Genomic DNA, 25,558 nt, shown 5'->3' with positions numbered 1-25,558 from the left:
AATGTTTTTTACTTGGCCGAGCAAAATCCGCGCTAAGGGTATATTGGGAATGAATAAGCGTAATGTAAGTTACATTTCACGCTATAACCCAAGGCACTTATACCCTTATGTGGATAATAAGCTCAAAACTAAAATCGTAGCTGAAAAATATAATGTAGCGACCACAAAACTCCTTGGAGTCGTTGAATACCAATATCAAGTGAGAGAGCTTGGGCGCATCCTTGAGCCTTACCAGGGGTTTGCCATAAAACCCGCACAAGGAAGCGGAGGTAAGGGGATCTTAGTTATTTCAGGCAAAAGAAATGGCTTATTTGTCAAAACAAGCGGAGAAGAACTGTCTCTTAACGATGTTATGCGGCATGTTTCGAATACGCTAAGTGGCCTTCATAGCTTGGGTGGAAAGCCTGATGTCTCGATGATCGAGTCACTGGTTAATTTTGCTCCCGTTTTTGATAACTACAGCTATGAGGGTGTGCCTGATATAAGGATGATTGTCTTTAAAGGTTATCCTGTAATGGCCATGCTGAGGCTTTCGACTCATGCTTCTGATGGTAAAGCAAACCTTCATCAGGGTGCAGTAGGTGTTGGTCTCGATCTTGGTACTGGCAAAGCGCTGCTGGCTGTGCAAAAAGGCCGTCCAATCCACAAGCACCCGGATACAGGTTTTGGATTCGACTCTCTGCAAGTACCTGACTGGGAAGTTATCCTTCACCTTGCTTCATCTTGCTACGAAATGACTGGGCTAGGCTATTTAGGTGCAGATATTGTGCTTGATAAAGAAGTAGGACCTCTTCTTTTAGAACTTAATGCTCGCCCTGGACTTGCCATACAAGTTGCCAATGGTATAGGGCTGGTCCCAAGATTAAAGAAAGTTGAAGGTATTCAAAAACCGCATACAAGCGTTGAAGAACGCGTTAGCTTTTCAAAAGCGCATTTTAGTATGTAGTCTGTGACAAATAGCATTTGCTAATCAAGGTGGATTATAGCGTCTGCCTTGATCTTCCTTATCTATTTCCCCTTTCATCCTATCTCTTTGCTTATAAAGTACAGCAACGTTTCAGCAGTTTAAAAAACGGCTATAAGCTTATAATTACTTTTATTTGCAACGCAAAAAAAGACCGCGCCAGAAGGCGCGGTTAAAAGTGCAGTTTCCCGCTGACAGCAATACCGATACCAACAACTATCAAGCGGTTCACAACTGCAGGGTTAAGAAACATTTCACGTGCTTGGAGCTTGCTATCATATCAGCAATTACTGATACATTTCCAAGAAATAGTACATATACTCCTTGCCTACTCTGGTCCAGTATCAGTAATAATCACAAAATCCAAACTGGTAATATTCAACCTCTTAACTCATTGAATAACAATAAGTATTTAGCACGTTAGTCATAAGACCTTAATGATTAAGAACCAGTACAGGTTCCTTTCCTGCCGTAACTTGCCCAGACTTCTTCTCCAATGAAGCAAACTGATCTACATTTGAGATCACGACGGGCGTAACAACTGACACGGCTGTCTTTTGTAAAAGCGGCAAATTCAAGCGAATAACTGGGTCTCCAGGTTTAACCCGAGTATTTTCTTCTATGAGCCTCTCGAACCCTTCACCTTTTAAATTCACCGTATCAACACCAAAATGGACAAATAATTCAACTCCAGCATCAGTTGTCAATGTGAAAGCATGATTAGTCCGGAATATTTTGCCAATCACTCCCTCACAAGGTGCAACAAGTGTATCTCCTGTTGGATTGATCGCTATACCATCTCCTGCCATTTTTTGCGCAAATACAGGATCAGGCACATCTTCAATAGCAATAATCTCTCCTGTCACAGGTGCTACGAGTACAGTCTGACCTTCTCTCGCTTGCTGACTATTCATTGAACTACTCTCTTTTTCAGTACCGTGCTCAGCCTCGGAACTGCTGACTTCTGAATGACCTACAGCAACATCTGCAGGTATTGCTCTCATTTCATCAGCCAGTATAGCGGCCTGAGGACCAATAATGACTTGTACATTTTTTGTACCGAGCTTAACGATACCTTTAGCACCCAACGCTTCCAGTGTTTTTTCCTCAACTAAGCCTTGGTCTTTTACTGTAAGCCTTAATCTAGTCAAACACGCATCAATCTGAGTGACATTGTCATGCCCACCGAGCGCCATCAAATAACTAACTGCAGCACTGGTACTAGACCCTGCTAATGGCTGATTCTGATTCAAATCATTTTCGTCTTCTCGACCAGGCGTTTTTAAATTGAAGCGCTTGATTGCAAAAACAAATAGCACGTAATAAAGAACAAACCAAACCAGACCCAGAGGAATTAACCAGGCACCTTTATTAGCTAGACCAAAGTTCAAGCCATAGTCAATTGCACCAGCCGAAAAAGCAAAACCGTGTCGGATATCCAAAAGGCTACAGACCGCTAGAGATAAACCAGTCAGTAATGCATGAATGAGATACAAGACAGGTGCTAAGAACATGAAGATAAACTCAACAGGTTCAGTTACACCAGTCAGAAAAGAGGTCAAGCCTACCCCTAGCAGTATCCCAGCAACCTTTTTACGATTCGCTTGTTTCGCTGTGGTATACATAGCCAAACAGGCTGCTGGCAAACCAAACATCATCACTGGGTAAAAGCCTGTCATAAACGCTCCAGCTGTTGGGTCACCCGCAAAGAAGCGATGCAAGTCACCATTAACAACCTCCCCGCCAGCACCAGGGAAAGAGCCAAATACAAACCACACCAAGTTGTTGAGTACATGATGAAGGCCCGTAGGAATCAACAAACGGTTAGCTGTACCATAAACAAAAGCACCTACGGCGCCAGATCCTGTTATCCAGTTACCCACCATATCTATGCCATGCTGGATTGGCGGCCATATGTAGCCAAACAACACCGCTAAAATACAGCCAATAGCTGCAGTGATAATAGGAACCGATCGTTTGCCCCCAAAGAATGCTAAATAATCAGGCAATTTTAAGCTGTTAAATCGGTTATAACTTAAACCCGCTACAACCCCCATTAAAATACCTGCCAACACCCCCATATCAATATGTTCATTGATTGTGGACATTGCCGTAGTGAGCACTAAATAGCCTACCCCACCGGCTAATGCTGCAGCACCTTGACCATCTTTAGAAAAGCCAATTGCCACACCAATAGCAAAAATTAGTGGTAGGTTTGCAAATATTGCTTCTCCTGCCTTAAAGAGAAAAGGTATGTCAAATACATCTGTAGCCCCCAACCGTAGTAAAAGACCAGCTACTGGTAATACGGCTATGGGCAACATTAATGCTCGCCCTAACCCCTGAAACCAACCAAGAATATTCATCGTTACCTCCCGTCACTGCAAAGGGAAAGTTAAGCCAATTTTCGTAATTTTTTTTGGAATATACCCTCACATTACCTTACACCAACTTTTTTTTCTTTGCAAAATAAGTTTTACAAATTTACTTGATCTGCGTAAAATAAATGACATATCCCTATTGTCTTAATTGTATTAACACCACTATGACAGACTTATTTGTATTAACTTTTTTCTCAACACGAATAAAGATATCTGTTTCACTGAGGTAACACTATGCGCCTGATACCTTTGCCAAGATCTACTAATGTCAGCCACTGGGTAGCTCACTACATTATTGAGAGCATTAATCGGTTTAAGCCTACTCAACAACGTCCCTTTATTCTTGGCCTGCCTACTGGAGGCACCCCTCTCGGGGTTTATCGATTATTGATAGAAGCCTACCAACAGCAAAAGGTAAGCTTTAAGCACGTCATTACCTTCAACATGGATGAATATGTTGGCCTGGCGTGGGATCATCCGCAAAGTTATCACTTTTATATGCAACAGAACTTCTTTCGGCATATTGATATTCTTGAGGAAAACACTCATATTCCTAATGGAAATACATCTGACCTGGATGCTGAATGTAAACGTTATGAGCAAACAATCAGCCAGTTTGGCGGAGTACATTTGTTTCTGGGCGGAGTTGGTTCTGATGGACATATTGCCTTTAATGAGCCAGGTTCATCATTAGCATCTAGAACACGCATTAAAACGCTAACCGACGAAACACGACAAGCAAATGCACGTTTTTTTGATGATGATCTGAACGCCGTTCCAAAGCTCGCACTCACTGTTGGAATTGGTACGCTACTTGACGCCAAAGAGTTGCTGATTATGGCAACTGGTAGCAATAAAGCCGATGCAGTCCAACATGCCGTTGAAGGTGCTGTAAGTCACCAGTGGCCTGTTACCGCTATACAGCTTCACCCCAAAGCGATCATTACTTGCGACCATGATGCCGCTCAAGAACTGAAAGTCAAAACACTCACGTATTACCAAAAACTAGAAGCTGAAATTATCTGTCAATATTAATTTTATTACGAGAAAATGCAGTATGTACGCACTCATTAATGGACGCATTTTTACCAGTGAAGAAACTCTCGAACAGCATGCGGTTGTCATTGAAAACGCATTAATTAAATCCTTAGTACCAACAAGTACACTACCCAATGACATTAAGAAAATTGACTTACAAGGACTTAACGTCTCACCAGGATTTATTGATCTACAATTAAACGGTTGTGGTGGCCGTCTATTCAATGATGATATAAGTGCAGAAACACTCGATATTATGCACAAAACAAACCTGCGCCATGGTACTACCCATTATTTAGCAACACTGATTACTGCGAATGATGCACAAATAAAGCACGCACTGGAAACAGTAAAAAATTACAAACAAAATCACTCATCTGTTCTTGGTTTGCATTTAGAAGGTCCTTATATTAACCGCCAAAAAAAGGGTATTCATGATCCTGATCAAATTCGTCCTTACGATCTTGATATGATAAAGCTCATGGCAGACTATGGTGGCGATACATTAAAAGTTGTTACACTCGCACCAGAATTAACCACTACAGAAATTATTCAATTACTTATAAAAAATAATATTACTGTTTCTGCAGGACATAGTCTTTCTGACTACAACACGGCACAACATGCATTTCAAGCAGGCATATCAATGGCTACTCACTTGTTTAATGCAATGCCTTCCATCTCTGCACGAACACCAGGCTTAGCAACAGCGATTTTAGACAATCCAAACGTTTTTGCTGGAATTATTGTTGACGGAATTCATGTTGACTACCCACTCGTTAAACTGGCCAAAAAATTAAAGCATCAACATTTATTTTTAGTGACTGATGCGGTTTCACCCGCAGGCACAAATATGACAGCATTCAAACTGGGACCTCATAACATTCAAGTTAAAAATGGTCAGTGTATTGCAGAAGATGGTACTATTGGCGGATCTGCATTAACCATGAATAATGCAATTATTAATTGTGTGAACCATGTGGGTATAGAACTCGCCGAAGCATTAAGAATGGCTACACTCTACCCGGCCAAAGCAATAAACCAGGATCATCATCTTGGCAAGGTTGCACCAGGCTATAGTGCTGATTTAGCAATTTTTGATAATAGTTTAAATGTAACAGCCGCGGTAAGTGCTGGACAGTGGCATGACACGGTAAAATAAAGGCAAAAAAGACTCTATTTGCTTTAAACTTAACATTTGTAAAAAATACAGAGGTTTATGGCTCCCTTTATTAAAGGCAATATTGATCTCGTTAGGCAGCTAAATACGGCAACTATTTATCGCACGATCAATTACGATGGTCCAATTTCACGAACCCGTCTAGTAGAAGTGACTAGTTTGGCGGCTGCTAGTGTCACTAAGATCACACGACAACTGATTAATGCAGGTTTAGTCCAAGAGGTTTCTCAAGAAGAATCAACCGGTGGGCGACGTCCAACATTATTAGCCACAAATAAAGAGCGATTCTATATCATCTCAACCAAACTGGGCCGAGGATTTTTGGAAGTCACCCTAAACCGCTTAAACAAAGAAGTCGTCGACCATCGCAAACTAACACTAAAATACCAAAACCCCGAAGCAGTCCTCCAAGAGACATGTGAAGTCATTCACGATATATTGAGGAGTAACAGTCAAGTAAACCAACAGCGGATTCTAGGCATCGGCCTCGCGATGCCAGGTTTAATTGACCCCACCAAAGGGGTTGTTATTGAAAACCCTCACTATCAATTTAAACACTTTCCAATCGTCGAGTTTTTTGAACGAGAATTTAATATAACAACATTTGTTGATAATGATATCCGCAGCCTGGCCCTCGCAGAAAACTACTTTGGTGCTTCGCAAGGCATTAAAGACTCAGTATTAATCAGCGTAAGGCATGGTATCGGGGCAGGAATTATGATTAACGGGCAGCTGTTTTATGGCTGTAACCAAAATGCTGGTGAGGTAGGCCATATATTTATTGAAGAGTTTGGCCCTAAGTGTAACTGTGGTAATTATGGATGCTTAGAGACTGTTGCCTCTAACCCTAGCATTATTCGCCAAGCTAAAGAGTTACTCGCTCATGGTCACCCTAGCCAGTTAACATCCCTTCCTTCTTACCAGTTAAATGGCCCGGAAGTTACCATTAAAGATATCTGCCAGGCAGCACTGAATGGTGATGAGCTATGTCAAGCAGTTATCAAACGCGTTGGTAATTACTTAGGTCTTGCCATTGCTACGGTCATTAACCTGTTTAACCCTCAAATGATTATTATTGCAGGTGACATTGTTAAAGCTCAGCATTTCTTATTTCCAAGCATCAAAAAGCAAATGGAAGATAAAGCTTTGCAAAGTTTTGCCTGTAAAACCCGCATTCTTGCCAGCCAAGTTGATACCAATGAAACCATCGGTGCATTTTCACTAGTGCAAAGGGCGCTGTTAGAAGGTAAATTATTCACCCGGCTTGGCCTAAACTCGATGTAATCAAACCGACACCCTACATTACGTCTACTGCGATAACATTTAAGGTCAGATGCAGCAAGTAATTTTGCGAGTGACTTGAGTTCATCGCACGGGTGTTTTATGTTTTGCCTCCCTTTATTAGCAATCACTTTGACAGGAGGCAACACCCTAGTCGGTATACGTAGTTTCCGCAATTGATCAACGAGTGAGCTTTTTTAAAGATCGGCCATTTGATATACAAAACAATGATAGTCGAGGGAAGTCTTGTGTCTTTTATTCTTCGGAAATACCTAGCGGTTCCATTACTCATCCGCATACTGGCAAGTTTTGTCAGTGGTTCTCTAATAGGTTGCTTGCTTTGGTGGCTTAGTTACCAAGTAGGGCAAGACACCATTAGTGAGGTGCTTAGCTATATCACCCCATTTGGTGAAGTTTTTGTCAAAATGCTAAAAATGATCGTTATTCCGGTCATCTTTTTCTCGCTTGTAGTGGGTGCCGCAAGTTTACCACTGCAACGCTTTGGCAAAATTGGTGTTAAAGTGCTTGGCTGGTACTTTTTCTGTTCTCTACTTGCTGCAACGGTAGGTGTAATTATTGCCCTCGCGGTTGATCCTGGCAGCAATAGTCAGTTATCTGGATGGCATAGCATTACCCAGGGTTTAACAAATCAAGCCAGTGATATATCAAGCAAAGCAGCAGCAGCTCAAGAGCAAGGATTAGCAACCGTCTTACTGAGCATGTTTGAAAACCCTTTTACAGCTCTTTCTGAAGGTAACTTTCTTGCGATTATCACGTTCTCTATTCTGTTTGGCTTAGCCTTAAGGGTTATCCAAGAAAAAGCAGAAGCTAACAATGAGTCATCAGCTCACCTTGTCACGCTTTTCAACATTATCAATGCGGCACGTGACTGTATCTTCAAGCTGGTAGACTGGATTATGGAATACACCCCCATAGGTGTGTTTGCTTTGTCTATTGGTAACTTTGCGCTTTATGGACCTTCCATTGCAGGGCCATACATTAATGTTGCCTTTGGTGTCATTGTTGCCGTGCTGCTGATGGTATTTGTTGTTTATCCTATGCTGTTAGCTGTAACCACAAGGCAAAACCCACTACCTATCATGAAAAAAATGCAGGAAGCCATCATCACTGCATTCATTACACGTAGTAGTGCCGCCACCCTTCCCGTCTCTCTCAGAACCATTGAAGAAGACTTAAAAGTTAAAAATGAGCTGGCCAGTTTCTCTTTACCTTTAGGTGCAACCATTAACATGGACGGTGTGTGTGTTCACTTACCCATGTTTGCTATCTTGGCTGCAAATATGTTTGGCTTTGACTTAGGCTTTGGCAGTTTGCTGGTTATGGTCCTCACTACAGTACTTGCTTCTATTGGTGCAGGTGGTGTGCCTGGTGGCAGTTTGATGCTACTGTTCATTATCCTACAAGGGTTAGGTCTGTCTCAGGACCAAGTAGCTATTATTGTGGCCCTGGCGTTAGGTATTAATCCGATTTTGGATATGTTTGAGACCGCCAATAACGTCACTGGCGATATGGTGTGTACTTATGCTGTCGCCAAACAAGAAAATCTGCTTGAGGATGACTTATCAACGGATTGTAGTGATGTCTCAGCAAATACAGGCTACCAAGCAGCTGATACTGCGACCTCATCAGACTAGCGAGATTTCCCAGTAAGCTGCTCAATACCGATGTGCCTCCTGACCTAGGAGGTACATTTCCTTGCCCTCCTAACATGAACTTATTTATCCACTCTTGACCTGTAAAACAAGCTTTCTTTATCTTCACTATACTCTACGTTTAATTCCCCTTATTATGCATCAATTCATGTGTATCTAATGACAAAGTGATAGCCTTATGAAACGCTTGAATTTCGTACCCTCTTTACTTTTCCCTGTTCTCTTCCTGCTACCTTTAAGCTTACTACTGAGTGGCTGCCAGTCCGCTTACTACTCTACGTTGGAGAAAGTGGGCTATCACAAACGTGATATTTTAATTGATCGTGTTGAAGATACTCAGCAGTCTCAAGAAGAAGCCCAACAACAGTTCCAATCCGCACTGGAACATTTTCAGGTTGTTGTGAACTTCGATGGTGGTGAACTACAAACCTTATACGACACATTAAAAGCTGACTTTGATAAAAGCCAAGACGCGGCTGAGGAAGTCAGTAGCCGAATCAATAAAGTCGAAGATGTCGCTGAAGCTTTGTTTGAAGAGTGGGAGGGTGAACTTGCCTTGTACCAAAACCAGTCCCTTAAGCGTGATAGTGAACGTAAACTTAGGCAAACAAAACAGAAATATCAGCAACTCATTACGGCCATGCGTCGCGCAGAGAAAACCATGCAACCTGTACTCACCACTTTTCAGGATCAAGTACTTTACCTGAAGCATAATCTCAATGCTCGCGCTATCGCCTCATTAAAAGGTGAACTTAGAAATATACAACAGGATATTAATCAACTGATCCGAGAAATGCAGCGCTCAATACGTGAGTCCAAAGCATTTATACAACAGCTGCAGCAAGGTTAAATCATTATGCACTGGCCTTTCCTTCCCAAAGCAGCCCGTTTATACATCACACTACTCGCTAATCTACTGCTATTAGCTGGCTGCGCGACACTATCCGGTACCTATGAAAAGCCGCAACTCTCATTAAACTCACTGCACATCCTTGAACCAGATGGACTAACCCAACGCTTTGCGCTGGGGTTACAGATTATGAACCCTAATGATCAGCCCTTGAATATTAAAGGGCTGTATTACACTATTGAGTTAGAAGGCTATGAGCTTATTTCCGGCGTATCTAATCAAATACCTGAAGTGCCCGCGTTTGGCACCGCTAATTTTACGGTTCATGCAAACACTAACCTAATTAATAGTATCCGCTTTATTAACGCCATTATTAAGCAACCAAAAGACACCTTCAGCTACTCATTATCAGGTAAACTGAGTTTGGATAATTTCTACCCTCGGCAAGTGAACATTGAACAAGAGGGAAATATTTCACTTAAGCATTAAGCACTCATGATCGGAACACTAGCCTTTGACAGCTCCCGCAGTCAGTCCAGCGACAATTTTACGTTGAAATATCAGCACCAGCACAATTAGAGGGACAGTTACAACCACTGAAGCTGCCATAATTATTCCCCATGGCAGCTCATGCTGACTGGCACCACTAATCAATGCAATCGCGACAGGTACCGTACGCTGGTGCTCACTTAAGGTAAAAGTTAAGGCAAATAGAAACTCATTCCATGCAGCAATAAACGCTAGTAAGCCTGTTGTGACGAGCGCAGGCCATAGTAATGGCAAAAAAACATTAAAAATCATATGCCGTGGACGCGCGCCATCCATAATAGCGGCTTCTTCAATTTCTAACGGCAGTTGTTGCATAAATGTGGTAAGCACCCATACCGTAAAAGGTACGGTAAAAATCAAATACGATAAAATTAAACTGCCTAAATGATTATATAATCCCAACCACTGAATCAACTCAAATAAGCCCGATAAAACAGCCACTTGAGGAAACATAGACACGCCTAAAACCACCATTAACAAGGTTTTACGCCCATAAAACTCACGGCGTCCTAATGCATAAGCGGCAGTCACACTTAGTAGTAATGATATAAAAACCACTAAAGTAGAAACAATTATGGAGTTAATAATATTAATACCAAAGGGTTGCTGCTCAAATACCGCTAAATAATTTGTCCAGTGCCAGTGTTTAACCCAGTAATCGACTTGGAATAATTCAGTCCCCTCTTTAAATGAGCTAATAATTGCATAGTAAAAAGGAAAGATGCAATAAATAAGTATGCATACAAGCCATATCGTAAAACCTATTTTGGTCAGTATTTTTTTAATTTTTAAAGATGAAATAGCCAAACCAGAATCCACTTTAAAAACGCTGATAAAAACGATGCCGCCCAGCATATAAAAAAATCACAGTGCATAGTGCTATTACCATAAATAACATGGTAGAGGCTGCTGAACCATAACCAACCAGCTGAAACGCAACCAATTGCTGTCGAGCAAATACAGACATAGACATAGTGGCCGTGCTGTTTGCTGTTAACACATAAATTAAATCAAACACTCGCAGAGCATCTAGTGCTCGAAATACCACAGCCACCATAACCCCTGGTGCAATTAACGGTAATGTTACCTTCCAGAATGTTTTTATTGTTGAGACACCATCCACTTTTGCCGCTTCAAATAATTCTTTTGGCAACATTTGTAAGGCAGCTAAAGTCAATAATGCCATAAAGGGTGTCGTCTTCCAGACATCCACTAAAATGACTGCCCACATTGATAAATCGGGGTCAGCAGTCCAGGCTAATGGCTCGGATATCAACCCACATAATATTAATAAGTCATTAATGACCCCAAACTGATCGTGTAGCATCCAACTCCACATCCGTGCAGAAACAATGGTTGGAATAGCCCAGGGAATTAGTACAGCCGCACGAACCCAACCTCGCCCAGGAAACGTTTTATGCAGCGTTAAAGCAATGGCAACACCGAGTACGGTTTCCATCGCAACTGAAACTACTGTAAAAAATAACGTATTATAAACTGCATTCCACCATACAGAATCAGTCAGTAATCCAAACCACTGATCCTGATAGCGCACGAAATAATTTTCCAAACCGACAAATGTATAATGATCTAAATTAGCCAGGCTAGCATCAGTAAAACTAAACCAGATAGTGCGAAACAATGGCCAACCCGCAACTGCAAACAATGTCACTAAAACAGGTAATAATAGCCAGACAATTTGCCACCGACTGCCTGTAGAGGTTCTACTCACAAACTGTAACTCTCATGCAATTAATTTTCTTACCAACGTTCACCTTTACTGACCCGCAACAGCTGCCTGGATAACTGCTCCAGTGCCACATTGGCTTTTTGTCGTCCTGCTAATACTTGATGGATCTGATTATAAAATGCAGCTGACACTTGATTATATTTTGCTCCTGTCACAGTAGATGGTCTGGCAATAGCGACATTAAGTGTTTTTACCAACTTACCAAAAAAAGGATTAGCCGCTAGCACCTGTTTATCTTGGTATAGACTGGGAATTGTCGGGTTATAAGAACCCGCTAACGCTCGTCTTTTCTGCTCTTCTTCACTCGTTAAGTAGCGTACAAGGTCAATTGCGATATCAGCATGCTTAGAATACTTTGAGACTGCCAGCTGCCACCCCCCTAAGGTCGCAGCATGTTGACCATTCCCTGATTTAGGAACAGGCGCAACACCCACTTTACCTCGAATTGGGCTATCTTCATGCTGGGTTAATGCCCAAACATACGGCCAGTTACGCATAAAGACCGCATGGCCAGATTGAAAAACACCACGCGCGTCTTCTTCTGCATAATTCAAAACCCCTGGAGGAGATATATCACCAACCCAACTGGCAGCCATTGTTATAGCCTGTTCCGCTTGCTTATTATTAATTGAAATCTTGCCATCTGACTCAACAATTTGGCCACCACCATAGCTGTTTACCCACTCCAACGCATTACAGGTTAAGCCCTCGTAAGCCCTGCCCTGCCAGGTAAAGCCCCACATTTTGTCAAGACCTGCTTTACGCTCCTCGGTCATAATGTGCTTGGCTATCCGCGTCATGTCTGACCACGTTTCTGGAATGGGCTGCTGATACTTTTCTAATAAATCTTTACGGTAATACAGCACCCCTGCATCCGTGTACCAAGGCATCGCAGTCAACTGGCCATTAACGGTATTATTGGCAATAATCGTAGGAAAATGCTGCTTGACCTGCCCCGCTAGAGGTTTAGCTAAATCAACAAAGTGTGGCGCTAAGATACCAGGCCAAACCACATCAATTTGAAACACATCAATGTCAGCTGTTTTAGCTGCAAGCAGCTGCTGATACAGCGCCAGCCGTTCAGAAGATGAGGCAGGCGTTGAAACAACACTGGCTTTATGGCCACTTCGTTTTTCCCATATAGCAACGCCTTCTCTACACAGCTCTACTTGACGTCCTACAGCGCCACATGAAATTGCTATGGTTGCAGCATGACTCATACTCATCCAACAACACAAAATGATTAAGCAAATTCGCATAACATCATCCCTGAATCCGAGTGATCAAAATGTAAACCTGGCACCTCAGGCTAACATTCATTCTATGACGCTTTAAGGTATACTACGTCATTTAACTGTGACGACTGATTCATCATGTTAAGCAATATCCGCGTTATACTGATTAACACCTTTCACCCCGGCAATATTGGCTCTGCGGCACGCGCCATGAAAAACATGGGGATTCGTAATCTCTATCTTGTCGATCCCCAGGATTTTCCGAATGAGCAAGCACTCACTATGGCAGCTGGTGCAAAAGATATTGTCGAGCAAGCTGTCATCACCTCAACGCTCGCAGAGGCTATTGCTGACTGCAGCTTTGTGATTGGCACCAGTGCCAGAGATCGCACCCACTCGCTACCACAAATGAATGCACGGGAATGCGGAGAACGTGTGATCACAGAAAGTCAGTCTCACCCTGTTGCCTTGGTATTTGGCCGAGAAACAATGGGCTTGCACAATGATGAGATTCAACAGTGCAATGCGCATACATATATTTCTGCTCATCCCGATTATCCTGTATTAAACCTCGCCGCTGCGGTACAAACCATATGCTATGAAATATATATGGCTCACCAGATACAGGCAGAACAACCCTATAAATCAAACAGTAACCAAAAAGAGAAAACCTATCCCAATACGCAACAAATGGAGTATTTTTACCAACACTTAGAAACAACTCTGCGTAATATCGGGTTTCTCATCAAACAACACCCCGGTAATACTATGTTAAAGCTAAAGCGTTTATTTAACCGGGCGCGACCAGAGCGACAAGAGCTAAGTATTTTAAGAGGGGTTTTAAGTGCTATCGATAAACTGGCCGACTCAACAAAAAAAGAGTCCACTAAAAAAGAAGAGCGTTAAACCGAATTTTTTAAAACACGCCCTCCCTTTTTTGCTATACCCCAATATGAGCAACTGTTGTATTTAATTGTTTATCGACAACCAAAAGGCTGGATAACTCTTTTTGCTGCAAGGAAGCAGTAACCAAGTCTTCAGGGGGAGTATTCATAGCGCATTCACAAGGCTTTTCACAGGCGTTAAAAGAGGCTTTACGATACCTTTTACAAACTTTTTACATATCACTTACGTTTGTCTGACCACACCACCAGGCTTAGGGATTACAGTAAAGTACAAAGCCCTTTACGAGGAAAATAAAAATGAGCCTAAAGAAACCCTTCGCCCGACTAGCCATTGGCTTAATCAGCAGCTTGGTGCTACTCACTCAACCAGCGAACGCCAAAGCACCACCCGTTAATCTATCTGTTGACTTAGCCACCCCTGTGTTAGAAGCAGAAAAATCCCAAACAGCCTTTGTTAAAATTTCGCTAATGGGTCTTCAACAGGACGTCGAAAAACTGCAACGTACTCCCACCAATATTACTATCGTTTTAGACAAATCAGGATCCATGCAAGGCGATAAAATCCGCCACGCTAAAGAAGCCGCTATCATGGCCATCAATCAACTAGGGCCACAAGACATAGTCTCTGTGGTAACTTATGACACAACAGTCAGCGTTGTGGTACCTGCAACCAAAGTTATCAATAAAAATAATATTGCCACAATGATACGACAAATCAGGGCTAATGGTTCGACTGCTCTATTTGCAGGTGTAAGCAAGGGGGCAGATGAGCTACGCAAATATATCAGTGCAAACCGTGTTAATCGCGTTATTTTATTGTCAGATGGGCTGGCAAATGTAGGGCCTCAGTCACCTTCAGAGTTGGGTCAATTAGGTGCATCCTTAGCAAAAGAAGGCATAAGTGTCACAACAATTGGTCTTGGGCTAGGCTACAATGAGGACTTAATGACACAATTAGCAGGCTTTAGCGATGGTAATCATGCCTTTGTTGAAAATGCACAAGATCTGGCAAAAATATTTCAAAGCGAATTCGGTGATGTACTATCAGTGATAGCCCAAGAGGTAAATATCGAAATTCGCTGTATCAATGGTGTACGACCATTGCGGATTCTTGGTCGAGAAGGAGAAGTGATTGGTAATAAAGTGAGAACCAGACTAAACCAGCTGTATAGTACCCAAGAAAAATACCTAATTCTTGAAGTTGAAATACCACCAAGCAAAGCAGGCCAGCAAAAAGACATCGCCTCAGTTCAAGTTAACTATAACAATATGTTAAACAAAAAACAGGAACAACTATCAGGCTTAGCCATTGCTCGCTTTTCTCAGTCCAAACAGGAAGTCACAGAATCAATTAACAAAAAAGCCTATGAGGATTCAGTAGAGCAAGTAGCCAATGCCGCATCAATTAACGCCATACGGTTACGTGATGAAGGTAATATTCCAGCGGCAAAAGCTGCTCTTCAGCAAAGTGCTGATTACCTCGCAGAAGAATCAAAACGAGTAGATTCTGAAAAACTGAGAGTGCAACAGGAAGAGGTGCTTGATGATGCTACAGCCCTTGAATCAGAAGCTGATTGGAACAAAAACCGCAAACGCTTAAAGGAAAAACAGTATAAACGTGCTAAACAACAGAGCTATTAATTGATACCTGAATTTCAAAACAGTCAATTAAGGGGGCCTCTAAATAGAGGTTCTCTTAAAAAATGATGCCATAAATGAAACACATATCAACCCAACAAAAAATCAAAATCATTCTTATATTACTTATCACACTACCTATTTGCCTACTTGCCTGGCTTAGCTTTCAACTACAAAAAAATGAACAGATCGTTCAAGCTCATCAAGCACAAAACCTTATAGAAACCAGATTAAAAGCCGTAGAAAGAGAGCTGAAAGCTTATTTTGAACAATTGGAAGTTCAACTAAGGTCTGATCATCAAACACTGGCGGAACTCCCTCAAAACCAATCAATAGATCAGGTGAGGGATTATTTACGTGATTCCCCTTTAATTCAAAATATCTTTATTTTAAGCAGTACGGGCCACTTACTTTTTCCTCCCAACATTCAAACGTCAATTAAAGAGCAAAGCTTTATTAGTCAAACAAAATCTATATGGAGCAACCCTGAACTGTTTGAAAGCTTAGCCAGTCATGAAGAAACATCACCTTTACCTTCTACCATCGACCGATCAGCACAGCTAGAAGCTTATGTTAGCCCGGTAAGCCAGAAAAAAGCGGTAGCCAGTTTTGCTCCCAGCATATTATCCAGTGGCTGGATTAGCTGGTTCTCAGAAAATCATCATCGCTTACTATTTTGGGTAAAAGACTCCACAAACCGTGTAATCGGGTTTGATTTAAATCGTATGCGCATGCTGTCTGATCTTATTAATCGCCTTCCTGATGCTACACAACTTCATAATGGACTCAACCAGTCTGCTATCCAGTTATTAGACGATAATTCAAGTGTGTTGTACCAGTGGGGTAATTACCAGGTAGCCGATAATGATCAACCGCTAGGTACACGTTACTTGTCTCCACCTTTAGCAAACTGGAAAGTAAATTATTTCAGTCATAAAGCCACAGCCTCAATATCAACCTGGTTGAGCACGCTTGCAGGCTTACTGGCTTTTGGACTCACCCTTATAGGCTTAGGTATCTATTTTTATCGAGAACATCAGCGTGAAATGCAACAAGCCCAACAGCGGGTGAGCTTTGTCAATCAGGTATCTCATGAGTTGAAAACCCCTCTCACAAATATACGCATGTACGCTGAGCTCATGGCTGAGCAATTGTATGAAGAAGATCAACAGCAAAAAAGATACATAAATGTCATCACTGGTGAAAGCCTACGGCTTTCACGCCTTATAGAAAATGTACTTAACTTTTCCAGAAGCCAGCGCAATGCCATTAAAGTTAATAAGGCACCAGGCATTATCGATGAGTGTATTAAAAATACCATTATTGCTTTTGAAGCCACATTACATAATAAAGGTATATTGTTTGACGTAACTTATGGTGCTGAAAAAACAGTGTATTTTGATAAAAGTATTATCGAACAGATATTAAATAACCTGCTAAGCAATGCAGAAAAGTATGCCCATACAGGCAAAAAAATTCATTTAACAACCCTTCTTGAAGATAACCAGTGTAAAATCACGGTCCAAGACTATGGTCCTGGTATTCCTCCCACTGCACAAAAAAAGATCTTCGATCCATTTTATCGCGTTAGCTCTAAGTTAACCGATGGTATCAGTGGTACAGGAATAGGACTCAGTATTGCGCGTCAGCTTGCCAAGTTACATGGAGGCAACCTTATTCTTATTCCTTCAGAGGTAGGTGCATGTTTTCAATTAAGCATCAATATTGCTCCAAACTAACTATACCCAAAACGAAGGGTTTTTAGGGAAATGATTCGTGAAGGGTATATCAAGCCCTATCTATGATTCTGGTGGAGAGTTCATATGAAAGTATTAATTGCAGAAGATGATACCTTTATTCGCGAAGGCTTAAATGACTTACTCAGCAATGAAGGCTACAGTTGTATTCTTGCCGAAAATGGACAACTAGCCTGGCAGGCTTTTCAGTCAGAAAAACCGGAACTGGTACTTTTAGATATTATGATGCCTGAAAAAGATGGCTACTCACTCTGTAGAGAAATTCGGCAGCATAATCAGGACATACCTGTTATTTTTATCACCGCAAAATCTGAAGAAATTGATCAAGTACTCGGCTTAGAGTTAGGTGCGGATGACTATATTATGAAGCCATTCGGCACCCGAGAGGTTATAGCCCGAATTCGTGCAGTTACTCGTCGTTATTTAAAAACCCAAACTCAACATAAACAGGATAATTCATTCAATTTACATGACTTGGTTATTTACCCTGATGAACTAAGAGCACAACGAGGCGAACAAATTATTGATTTAAGTTTGCGGGACATCAAAATTATCAAACTTCTCTATGCTATGCGAGGCAAAGTGGTTGATCGAGATACCTTATTCAATCAATGCTGGGGACGAGACTATTTTGCATCAAGTAGAACACTCGACCAACATATTTCAAAGCTTCGTAAAGCCATTGAAGTTGACCCCAAAAACCCCATTGTCATAAAAACAATACATGGTGTCGGCTATCGGATTGAGTAGCCTTTTTTTAGATATACCCATCAGGAAATTTTTTTATCCTTGGTAATAGGCATAACTAATAGCCAGTAGCGCTTGATACTACCTAGCCGCTAACAAGTACCTTGTTATATTCTTGTTAATTCTTTAGCAATATCTTGGTATTTTTCTTCAAAAGCTTCATAGGTTTCTAACCTTATTTGTTTAATATATTGCATAATCTCATCATTTGAGAGACCAAATTGACTCAATAAACAGTATGCAAATATACCTGTTCTATGAAGACCTGCAGAACAATGTACCAAGATGGTTTCTTCGTTTTTAACGCTTTCAGCAACATTTTTAACCGATTTCTTAAAAAGAAATTTTTCGCTTGGCTCCATTTTTACTGCATTTTTTACTTTCACCCACTCCCAAGTCATACCCGATGATTGTACTTCATTACCAATTCGTAAAGCTTGCTCACCTCGAGAGCCTAATATTGTCACAACCTTCGTACAACCTACTCTCGTAAGACTTTTGATTTCCTTTAGCTTAGGTCTTTCTGAAAGCGCTAAAGAACCATAATTTTCTATGTTAATAAATTTATATGTTAGTGCCATCTGTTTCCATGTATATATCACGAGCCTTGATAAGGGCCTAAAGCATCAAGTTTACTGATCAATACTACTTGCCACAATACATTGTTCCTGCGCAGAACATAAATTAATATGCTCTTCCCCTAGCAGAAAAGCATCCTTGGTCTCTACCACTCACGATGTTCCCGGCACCTGCTTCACAAACAAACTCACGTACTGCAAACAGCTTTCTTGCTATATTCGCCCTGAAAACAGGGAGGCTGTAAATGCCTGTATTTCCGCCTATTCTTAATACTATGTACAAAGACAGGCTTATGACTCAAAAAGCATTCAAAGCCTTTGCAAAAAAAGTAGCTAAGGATATTAAAACGGAAAGTTCCTTAATTGATTTACGAGCACTCAAAAAGTTATAGCTGGAACAGCCATTAATACAACTCCAGAGGAGTATTTAAATGATTGTAAGCAGAAACAGACCATCGTACCCAGTGAGTATTAATCATGGGTAAGTTCAGCTGATGACTTTACATAACCTTCTAAATAAAACCCTTATATATATTCTACTGATGTTTATTACTTCTTTGGTATCAGTACAAGCTAAAACTTATCACTTTGCGTACATTTATGGGTTAGTCGATCAAGAAGTATCAGTCATCATTATGGACAAGGTCTACCAACGGTTAGGGTTAGGCTTTCAAGCAACACCTCTACCTGGCTTACGCGCCCAGCAACAAGCTAATTCCGGCGCTGTGGATGGAGAGGTAATGCGAATCTTTGCTTATGGAGGACAGACACCCAATGTCATCCGAGTACCAACACCTTTTTATAGCGTGATAACCATGGGTTATGTTAAGAAAGGCTCAAATATTAAGGTATTAGATAAAAGTTCTCTAGCAAGTTATAAACTTGTGAAAGTATTAGGAGTGAAACATACTGACTTAATCTCTGATGAAGTTGATCCCAAAAAAATCTATAATGCTCACGACCCTCTTAAGATGATGCGTTATCTTCAATCAGGAGGCGCACAAATTGCGTTGACCAACCCATTAGAGGGAACAGTCGTCCTAAAACAGTTGGGATATAATAATATCATTCCACTTGAAAAAGCATTAGCGAAGCAGCCACTATACCATTACCTACATAAAAAAAATCAACACCTTGTTCCATTAGTAGATGATATGTTACAAAAATTAAAAGCTTCTGGAGAGCTAGCAGATATTATTCATGAAGCAGAACAAACAGTTATAAAGCGACGAACCAAACAGTAATTGACTTCCTTAAATACAATGGTAAGGCCAGACTCTTCTTGAGGCATAGTCCTTTGCTGACGGTAACCACGCCCATAGGACGTGGCTTTTATTTATCAATAAATCCAACCAACAGTACCTGTAATGCCTGATGCATCATCTGATGATGCTCGAAGACTAAGCCCAGTCAATACAACATGATCTGTATTATAAAATGTATTATTAACCTGATCAGTACTTAAATCTAAAGACAACTCAGATCCAGATCCACTTCTTGTAGAAACTATTTTTCCAGTTAGTTTTCTTTTGGAACGATCCCATTTTTTTGATAAAACATTTATTGCTGCCACATCATCTCGTCTGACACGAAATTCAAATCCAGTCAATACATGACCAGCAGGTGCTTCAACAAACTTCTCAGAGCCACTTCCACACTGTTTATATTGAACAGAGCCCAAGCTACCATCATTTAATAATTTTCTATAACCTATTTTGATGCCTTTTATGTTATCATTTTTAACTCGAGCTCCAACCCCAACAATGATAGATAATTCAGGAGCACGACAATATTGCTCACCACCTCCCTTACCTACACTTATTTTACCCACATCAATAAGACTATATGGGTCCACAGGAAGTCTTACATTGCCTAAATTAGCAAGTGTATTAATTCTACTACTATTACAACTATCAAGTGCTGAGTAACAAACAGACATAGCATACTCTAATGCTTCGATATTTGATGTAACTACCGATTTGGCTGCGAGATAATCATCTTCTAACTTATTCCACCTGGCTTGCAAAAGTGGAGAATATGACGTGCTGAGTACTGTTTCAATCCGAGACATCAGTTTTTGTTGGTCTTTAAATGCTTTATACAGCAAAGAACGAGAGTTGATGATATTTTTGGTCAATTCAGAAGTATACTGAGGATTTCCTTCAATCACATCTCTATAGTGCGTTGTAATAATACCCGTAACTGCAGGATGGCGCTGCCATGACTTAAGAAGTGGTCCATCTTTTCTTACATACTTACTTAAACTGTCAATAATAGTGCCACATTGATAGTTACTTGAAGTTGATGAGTAGCAAGCTTTAATATTATCACCTGATACCACACCCAAAATATTGCCCAGAGCTAACTGATCACCACCAATTTGATAAGCAGTAAGGTAAATATTAACTAGACTGGAAAACTTATTACGGGTTCCATTTAGCGCAGCTTTAACACTTGCCAAATCGGCAAACTTAAAGTTTGTGCTTGATTTAAAGACTTCTTTAATACTTTTGTTGGCAAAATCAAGTTTTATTCCAACAAATAGCCTTCCACCGCGTTCAAACTGGCTAATAAATGAATCACCACATAAACGATAAAATGAATCAGCACCATTCGCTAACGCTTTCTGACCAAACTCTGTCAATCTACTACCGATATCAGCGAGTTGGTAACGTACTACAGGCGCATCATATCTATAGGTCAATAATAGTGTATAAGAAGTTTCTGTTTCTGATACCGCTCGTTTAAAAGACTGTTCTGAACCCAGTTTCATAAGATCAAAGAGATTAGCTTTACCATTAACACTAATATCTATATTTTCTTCAAGTTTTTGATGATTATATTCTGAGTTCAGACTAATAATCTGACTTGTGTTTCCAGGATTATCTACAATCGAAGTCCCTCTTAAGCAAGTCGATGGCCATATTTTATTCCTATCTGTAGCAAAAGCTGCGCCTAAAAAAGCAGTCGATGACGAGGAAGCACTTACCCCCGTATTGGGACCAAGTTGATGAGTATAAACTGAAGCAGAACTTAACGTTGAGGCAGAGAGTAGCGTTAGAAAAGATACAATACGAGATGATTTTTTATTTAATTTCATAAGCTCCCTTAGAAAATTTCATACTTATTATAAGGTTATATTTGTAAAAAATTTTATACTACAAATATATCATCCACACGCTATACTAAAACAACCTTAATATTTAAGACAAGAATATAATATCATTTTTAAAAAAATCACCTAATACATATATAAAAGCATATACTCTAAGGTCATCTAAGATAGATATTTATACGAATAATATAGTACAATAACTAGCAAAAAATATATTTACTAGTAATGACCACCTTTGCGTAAATGCAACAAGGTGGTCTATCTCTTAGAAAAGGCATTGCTATTTAGTTTTCACCTAAAAAACCACCCGTTTGATGTGCCCATAGTTGAGCATAAATGCCTCCAGCAGACACCAACTCCCGATGTGTTCCTTGTTCCACAATCCTACATGAATCCATAACAATCAAACGATCCATTGCAGCAATTGTAGAAAGACGGTGAGCAATCGCGATAACCGTTTTTCCTTGCATAAGCTTATACAAATTATCTTGAATTGCAGCTTCCACCTCTGAGTCAAGTGCAGAAGTGGCTTCATCCAATACCAAAATAGGGGCATCTTTTAAGAGTACACGGGCAATCGCAATACGTTGACGTTGTCCGCCTGATAGTTTAACGCCTCTCTCCCCAACTTCAGCATCAAACCCTTTATTTCCTTTAGGATCTGTCAGCTCTTGAATAAAATCATAAGCTTCTGCTTTCTTACACGCAGCTATTAACTCTTGCTCTGTGGCATCTGGACGGCCATATAGAATATTTTCTCGTATAGACCTATGCAGCAACATGGTATCTTGTGTCACCATACCAATTTGCGCACGCAAAGATTCCTGAGTAACGTTAACGATATTTTGTTTATCAATGAGAATCTCACCTTGCTCAACATCGTAAAAACGTAATAACAAATTAACGAGTGTTGACTTACCTGCTCCGGAACGTCCTACTAAGCCAACTTTCTCACCAGGTTTAATTGTTAAATTAAGATTTTCAAGCACTCCACTTTCTTTACCATAGTGAAAGCTGACATTGGTATAGTCTATAGCACCTTGCGTTACTTTTAACGGTGTCGCCTGTTTATGATCCAGAACGGTACAGGGCTGGCTCAATGTTTCCATACCATCCATCACAGTCCCGATATTCTCAAATAAAGCTCCTACTTCCCACATGATCCAGTGACTCATACCATTCAAGCGAAGCGCTAAAGCGATGGCAACTGCAATAGCTCCAATAGTAATTTCATTTATTGACCATAAATAAAGAGATAATGCACCAACAGTAAATACTAATGTGTAATTAATCCACTCCAAACAAACATTAAATCCCGTCACAAGTCGCATTTGTTTATGCACGGTGGTTAAAAATAAGTCCATACTATCATGGGCATAGTCAGCTTCACGTTGCGTGTAAGCAAAGAGTTTTACTGTTTGAATATTAGTGTAACTATCAACAATACGCCCCGTCATAATAGAACGGGCATCAGCCTGTTGTGTAGATACACGACGTAAGCGAGGAATAAAATACCACTGAATACCAATATAAGCACAAAGCCACACAAGTAGAGGTATCATCAATCGTTCATCTGCTTGACCAATGAGTATTACCATTGTCACAAAATAAATGGCTATATATACCATTACATCAACCAACTTCATTACTGTTTCACGAACAGATAACGCAGTTTGCATAACCTTTGTGGCAATCCGCCCAGCAAAATCATTCTGGTAAAATGACAGGCTTTGCTTGAGCAAATAACGATGTGCAAGCCAACGAATCGCCATCGGGTAATTGCCCAGTAATGTTTGATGCACTAAGACTGAACGGATCAACACAACACCAGGAATGACTACTAACAGAACAATCGTGAGTAAAATAAGGTTACCTTTTTCTTCAACAAAAAAGGTTTTCGGATCACTTTGTTCTAACCAGTCAACTAAAGCCCCCATCACACCAAACATTGACGCTTCAGCAATAGCAGCAATCGCTGTAAAAATTGAAACTAATAAAATGGGTACCCACATTCCCCGAGTATAATGTAGACAAAACTTAAGCAGCGTATTAGGAGGCTGCTCAGGTTCACTTTTAGGAAATGGTTTTATTAACCGTTCAAAGTAAGCAAGCATTTTGTTTCCTTGAAAGCACAAATCCACGGATAAGTGGATCAACAAGCATAATCATACACAACCAAAAACGTATATCCTGCCTTTAATTTTATTGGACAATGAAGCAATTAGGGGCAAGCAGTCACTTATTATGCTATAGCAAGAAATCGACATCAAGAAGAACGATTATTTATATACTCAACGCATTATTTTTTAATTTATTTTTATTTTTTCTAGACCCACAGCAAATGATTTTGCTGGGCTAGTCTAATCTGTTAACACTAGCGCTACATTCTCATATCCTTGGCGGTTAAAAGCGCGGATCTAGATACCCTGTAAGGTACCCCCCAAAAAACCTACCAAGGTGTTAGGAACGCATGAGTAGAGCTTACCTGGCCTGCGAGGGTACACGCTATGGATAACATGTATAAAATTGATTCCCGAAGGGTATATTTTTAATTAGCACAATTTTTATAATTGCTTTTAAGGCAACGATTAGTAAGCTCTTTCGCTTTAGCGAGTTCTTCAGAAGACAATTTTATTTCCATAATTAATTTAGACATCTTCGCATATTTCATTCCTTGTGAACTGGCAATATTCATCCACATTTTTGCAATAATCTTATCCTTGGGAACACCATTACCTTGATTGTACATTTTGCCAATCATAAACTGTGCTTCACTATAGCCTTGCTTAGCCGATAATAAATACCATTTTGCTGCTTCCTCATTATTTTTTTTAGTACCTTCACCCTCTTCATACATAATACCGAGATTAAACTGCGCTCTATAATCTCCTTGATTCGCAGCTAATTTATACAGTTTTATTGCTTCTAAATTGTCTTCAGGTACGCCTTCACCATCATCATACATTATTGCCAGGTTAAATTGGGCATCGATATCCCCTTGTTCACTTGCTAGTCGATACCATTTTATAGCCTCAACATTATCTTCAGTTACCCCTTCACCTTCATCATACATCAGTCCCAAATTATATTGGGCACTGATATTTCCTTGTTCCGCAGCCAGTCGGTACCATTTAATCGCTTCCACATTATTTTCTGCAACACCCTCTCCCTGATCATACATGATTCCCAGGTTATATTGGGCACTGACGCTGCCTTGCTCTGCAGCTAGCCTATACCATTTGATCGCTTCTTTATTATCTTCAGATATACCCTTACCTTCATCATATATTACCCCCAAATTATACTGTGCCTTAACTTCTCCCTGTTCTGCCGCTAAACGGTACCATTTAATCGCTTCAGTATAACTTTTAGGAATCCCATTTCCTTTATCATACATAACACCTAAATTATACTGGGCATCCATATCTCCTTTCTTTGCTGCTAATAAGTACCACTCTTGAGCCTGAATTGGATTTCTAGGAACTCCCTCACCACGCTCACACATAACACCCAAGTTATATTGAGCTTTAATATCACCTTGTTTTGCTGCCAGTTGATACCACTTTACCGCGTCTTTAAAACTTTTGGATACACCTTCCCCCGTATCATACATTACACCAAGATTATATTGTGCTCGGACATGACCTTGTTCTGCCGCAGCTTGATACCACTTAATAGCTTTCTCGTCATCTTCAACAATGCCACTTCCATAATCATACATTAACGCTAGATAAAATTGCCCTTCAGCATCACCTTTATCAGCCCAATACCTAATAATTGGTAATGCATACTCATAATTATCTTGATTATACGCATTTATTCCTTCACGTAGCTTTGGTTGAGCAACCAGTAGTAATGAAAAAAACATAGGGAATATAAATAGCCATGAACGTGAGCAATAAGGTGTTAACTGCATA

General features: G+C 40.4%; 21 protein-coding genes. 13 read left to right on the top strand and 8 right to left on the bottom strand.

The features are described from left to right. Position 1 precedes the first annotated feature (1 nt). Positions 2-946: an alpha-L-glutamate ligase-like protein gene (locus KHS79_RS01580; RefSeq protein WP_027708927.1), complete on the top strand. Its 945-nt coding sequence runs from the start codon at positions 2-4 to the stop codon at positions 944-946. A gap of 452 nt (positions 947-1,398) precedes the next feature. Here KHS79_RS01580 and nagE read toward each other — a convergent pair whose 3' ends face one another. Then, on the bottom strand, positions 1,399-3,330 hold the full coding sequence (gene nagE / locus KHS79_RS01570; protein ID WP_233468158.1) for an N-acetylglucosamine-specific PTS transporter subunit IIBC: 1,932 nt from the start codon (positions 3,328-3,330) through the stop codon (positions 1,399-1,401). 249 nt (positions 3,331-3,579) lie between these two features. On the opposite strand from nagE, the gene nagB reads away from it, so the two are divergent. The 6 genes from nagB (at position 3,580) to KHS79_RS01540 (ending at position 9,856) form a co-directional block, all read left to right on the top strand. Further along, positions 3,580-4,380, top strand: a complete 801-nt coding sequence (gene nagB, locus KHS79_RS01565; protein WP_212716091.1) for a glucosamine-6-phosphate deaminase — start codon at positions 3,580-3,582, stop codon at positions 4,378-4,380. A gap of 22 nt (positions 4,381-4,402) precedes the next feature. Continuing rightward, positions 4,403-5,545 (top strand): N-acetylglucosamine-6-phosphate deacetylase, encoded by a 1,143-nt coding sequence (gene nagA / locus KHS79_RS01560; protein ID WP_212716089.1) that lies wholly within the window; start codon positions 4,403-4,405, stop codon positions 5,543-5,545. A 57-nt stretch (positions 5,546-5,602) separates the two neighbouring features. Then, complete coding sequence (locus tag KHS79_RS01555) at positions 5,603-6,847, top strand: ROK family protein (RefSeq protein ID WP_212716087.1); 1,245 nt, start codon at positions 5,603-5,605, stop codon at positions 6,845-6,847. A 245-nt stretch (positions 6,848-7,092) separates the two neighbouring features. After that, entirely contained in the window at positions 7,093-8,499 is a 1,407-nt protein-coding gene (locus KHS79_RS01550) for a dicarboxylate/amino acid:cation symporter (RefSeq protein WP_212716084.1), read from the top strand. Between the two features lie 196 nt (positions 8,500-8,695). After that, complete coding sequence (locus KHS79_RS01545) at positions 8,696-9,367, top strand: DUF2959 domain-containing protein (RefSeq protein ID WP_212716082.1); 672 nt, start codon at positions 8,696-8,698, stop codon at positions 9,365-9,367. Between the two features lie 6 nt (positions 9,368-9,373). Further along, the gene (locus KHS79_RS01540) at positions 9,374-9,856 is read left to right on the top strand and encodes an LEA type 2 family protein (RefSeq protein WP_212716080.1); all 483 of its coding nucleotides are present in this window, start codon (positions 9,374-9,376) and stop codon (positions 9,854-9,856) included. An 18-nt stretch (positions 9,857-9,874) separates the two neighbouring features. On the opposite strand, the gene KHS79_RS01535 is transcribed toward KHS79_RS01540, so the two are convergent. The 3 genes from KHS79_RS01535 to KHS79_RS01525 are packed head-to-tail and all read right to left on the bottom strand — an operon-like array spanning position 9,875 to position 12,925. Further along, on the bottom strand, positions 9,875-10,717 hold the full coding sequence (locus KHS79_RS01535; protein ID WP_212716832.1) for a carbohydrate ABC transporter permease: 843 nt from the start codon (positions 10,715-10,717) through the stop codon (positions 9,875-9,877). 19 nt (positions 10,718-10,736) lie between these two features. After that, positions 10,737-11,648: a carbohydrate ABC transporter permease gene (locus tag KHS79_RS01530; RefSeq protein WP_212716078.1), complete on the bottom strand. Its 912-nt coding sequence runs from the start codon at positions 11,646-11,648 to the stop codon at positions 10,737-10,739. A 29-nt stretch (positions 11,649-11,677) separates the two neighbouring features. Beyond that, positions 11,678-12,925, bottom strand: a complete 1,248-nt coding sequence (locus tag KHS79_RS01525) for an ABC transporter substrate-binding protein (protein WP_212716076.1) — start codon at positions 12,923-12,925, stop codon at positions 11,678-11,680. Between the two features lie 114 nt (positions 12,926-13,039). On the opposite strand from KHS79_RS01525, the gene trmJ reads away from it, so the two are divergent. The 4 genes from trmJ to KHS79_RS01505 all read left to right on the top strand — a co-directional run bounded on the left by trmJ (position 13,040) and on the right by KHS79_RS01505 (position 17,951). Beyond that, positions 13,040-13,807, top strand: a complete 768-nt coding sequence (gene trmJ / locus KHS79_RS01520) for a tRNA (cytosine(32)/uridine(32)-2'-O)-methyltransferase TrmJ (RefSeq protein ID WP_212716074.1) — start codon at positions 13,040-13,042, stop codon at positions 13,805-13,807. A 296-nt stretch (positions 13,808-14,103) separates the two neighbouring features. After that, the gene (locus KHS79_RS01515; protein ID WP_212716072.1) at positions 14,104-15,447 is read left to right on the top strand and encodes a vWA domain-containing protein; all 1,344 of its coding nucleotides are present in this window, start codon (positions 14,104-14,106) and stop codon (positions 15,445-15,447) included. Positions 15,448-15,521: 74 nt separating this feature from the next. Next, on the top strand, positions 15,522-17,183 hold the full coding sequence (locus KHS79_RS01510; protein ID WP_212716070.1) for a sensor histidine kinase: 1,662 nt from the start codon (positions 15,522-15,524) through the stop codon (positions 17,181-17,183). An 84-nt stretch (positions 17,184-17,267) separates the two neighbouring features. Beyond that, positions 17,268-17,951 carry a response regulator transcription factor gene (locus KHS79_RS01505; RefSeq protein ID WP_212716068.1) on the top strand — a complete coding sequence of 228 codons (684 nt, stop codon included), beginning with the start codon at positions 17,268-17,270 and terminating at the stop codon, positions 17,949-17,951. A gap of 104 nt (positions 17,952-18,055) precedes the next feature. On the opposite strand, the gene KHS79_RS01500 is transcribed toward KHS79_RS01505, so the two are convergent. Continuing rightward, positions 18,056-18,529 (bottom strand): protein-tyrosine phosphatase family protein, encoded by a 474-nt coding sequence (locus KHS79_RS01500; protein ID WP_212716066.1) that lies wholly within the window; start codon positions 18,527-18,529, stop codon positions 18,056-18,058. Positions 18,530-18,771: 242 nt separating this feature from the next. On the opposite strand from KHS79_RS01500, the gene KHS79_RS01495 reads away from it, so the two are divergent. Continuing rightward, positions 18,772-18,918, top strand: a complete 147-nt coding sequence (locus KHS79_RS01495; RefSeq protein ID WP_212716064.1) for a hypothetical protein — start codon at positions 18,772-18,774, stop codon at positions 18,916-18,918. Positions 18,919-19,020: 102 nt separating this feature from the next. Then, positions 19,021-19,770 carry a substrate-binding periplasmic protein gene (locus KHS79_RS01490; protein ID WP_212716062.1) on the top strand — a complete coding sequence of 250 codons (750 nt, stop codon included), beginning with the start codon at positions 19,021-19,023 and terminating at the stop codon, positions 19,768-19,770. A gap of 95 nt (positions 19,771-19,865) precedes the next feature. Here the strand turns inward: KHS79_RS01490 and KHS79_RS01485 are convergent, their stop codons facing one another. From KHS79_RS01485 to KHS79_RS01475, 3 genes are all read right to left on the bottom strand, one after another. Further along, positions 19,866-21,626, bottom strand: a complete 1,761-nt coding sequence (locus KHS79_RS01485; protein WP_212716060.1) for a hypothetical protein — start codon at positions 21,624-21,626, stop codon at positions 19,866-19,868. Between the two features lie 299 nt (positions 21,627-21,925). Next, on the bottom strand, positions 21,926-23,755 hold the full coding sequence (locus tag KHS79_RS01480) for an ABC transporter ATP-binding protein (RefSeq protein WP_212716057.1): 1,830 nt from the start codon (positions 23,753-23,755) through the stop codon (positions 21,926-21,928). Between the two features lie 434 nt (positions 23,756-24,189). Next, a complete protein-coding gene (locus KHS79_RS01475) occupies positions 24,190-25,557 on the bottom strand; it encodes a tetratricopeptide repeat protein (RefSeq protein ID WP_212716054.1) in 1,368 nt (455 codons plus the stop codon). Between the last annotated feature and the right edge of the window lies 1 nt (position 25,558).

Source organism: Zooshikella ganghwensis (assembly GCF_018263875.1).
Lineage (GTDB): Bacteria > Pseudomonadota > Gammaproteobacteria > Pseudomonadales > Zooshikellaceae > Zooshikella > Zooshikella ganghwensis.
Note: the sequence above shows the minus strand (reverse complement) of the source record. Positions and strands in the feature narration are given on the sequence as shown.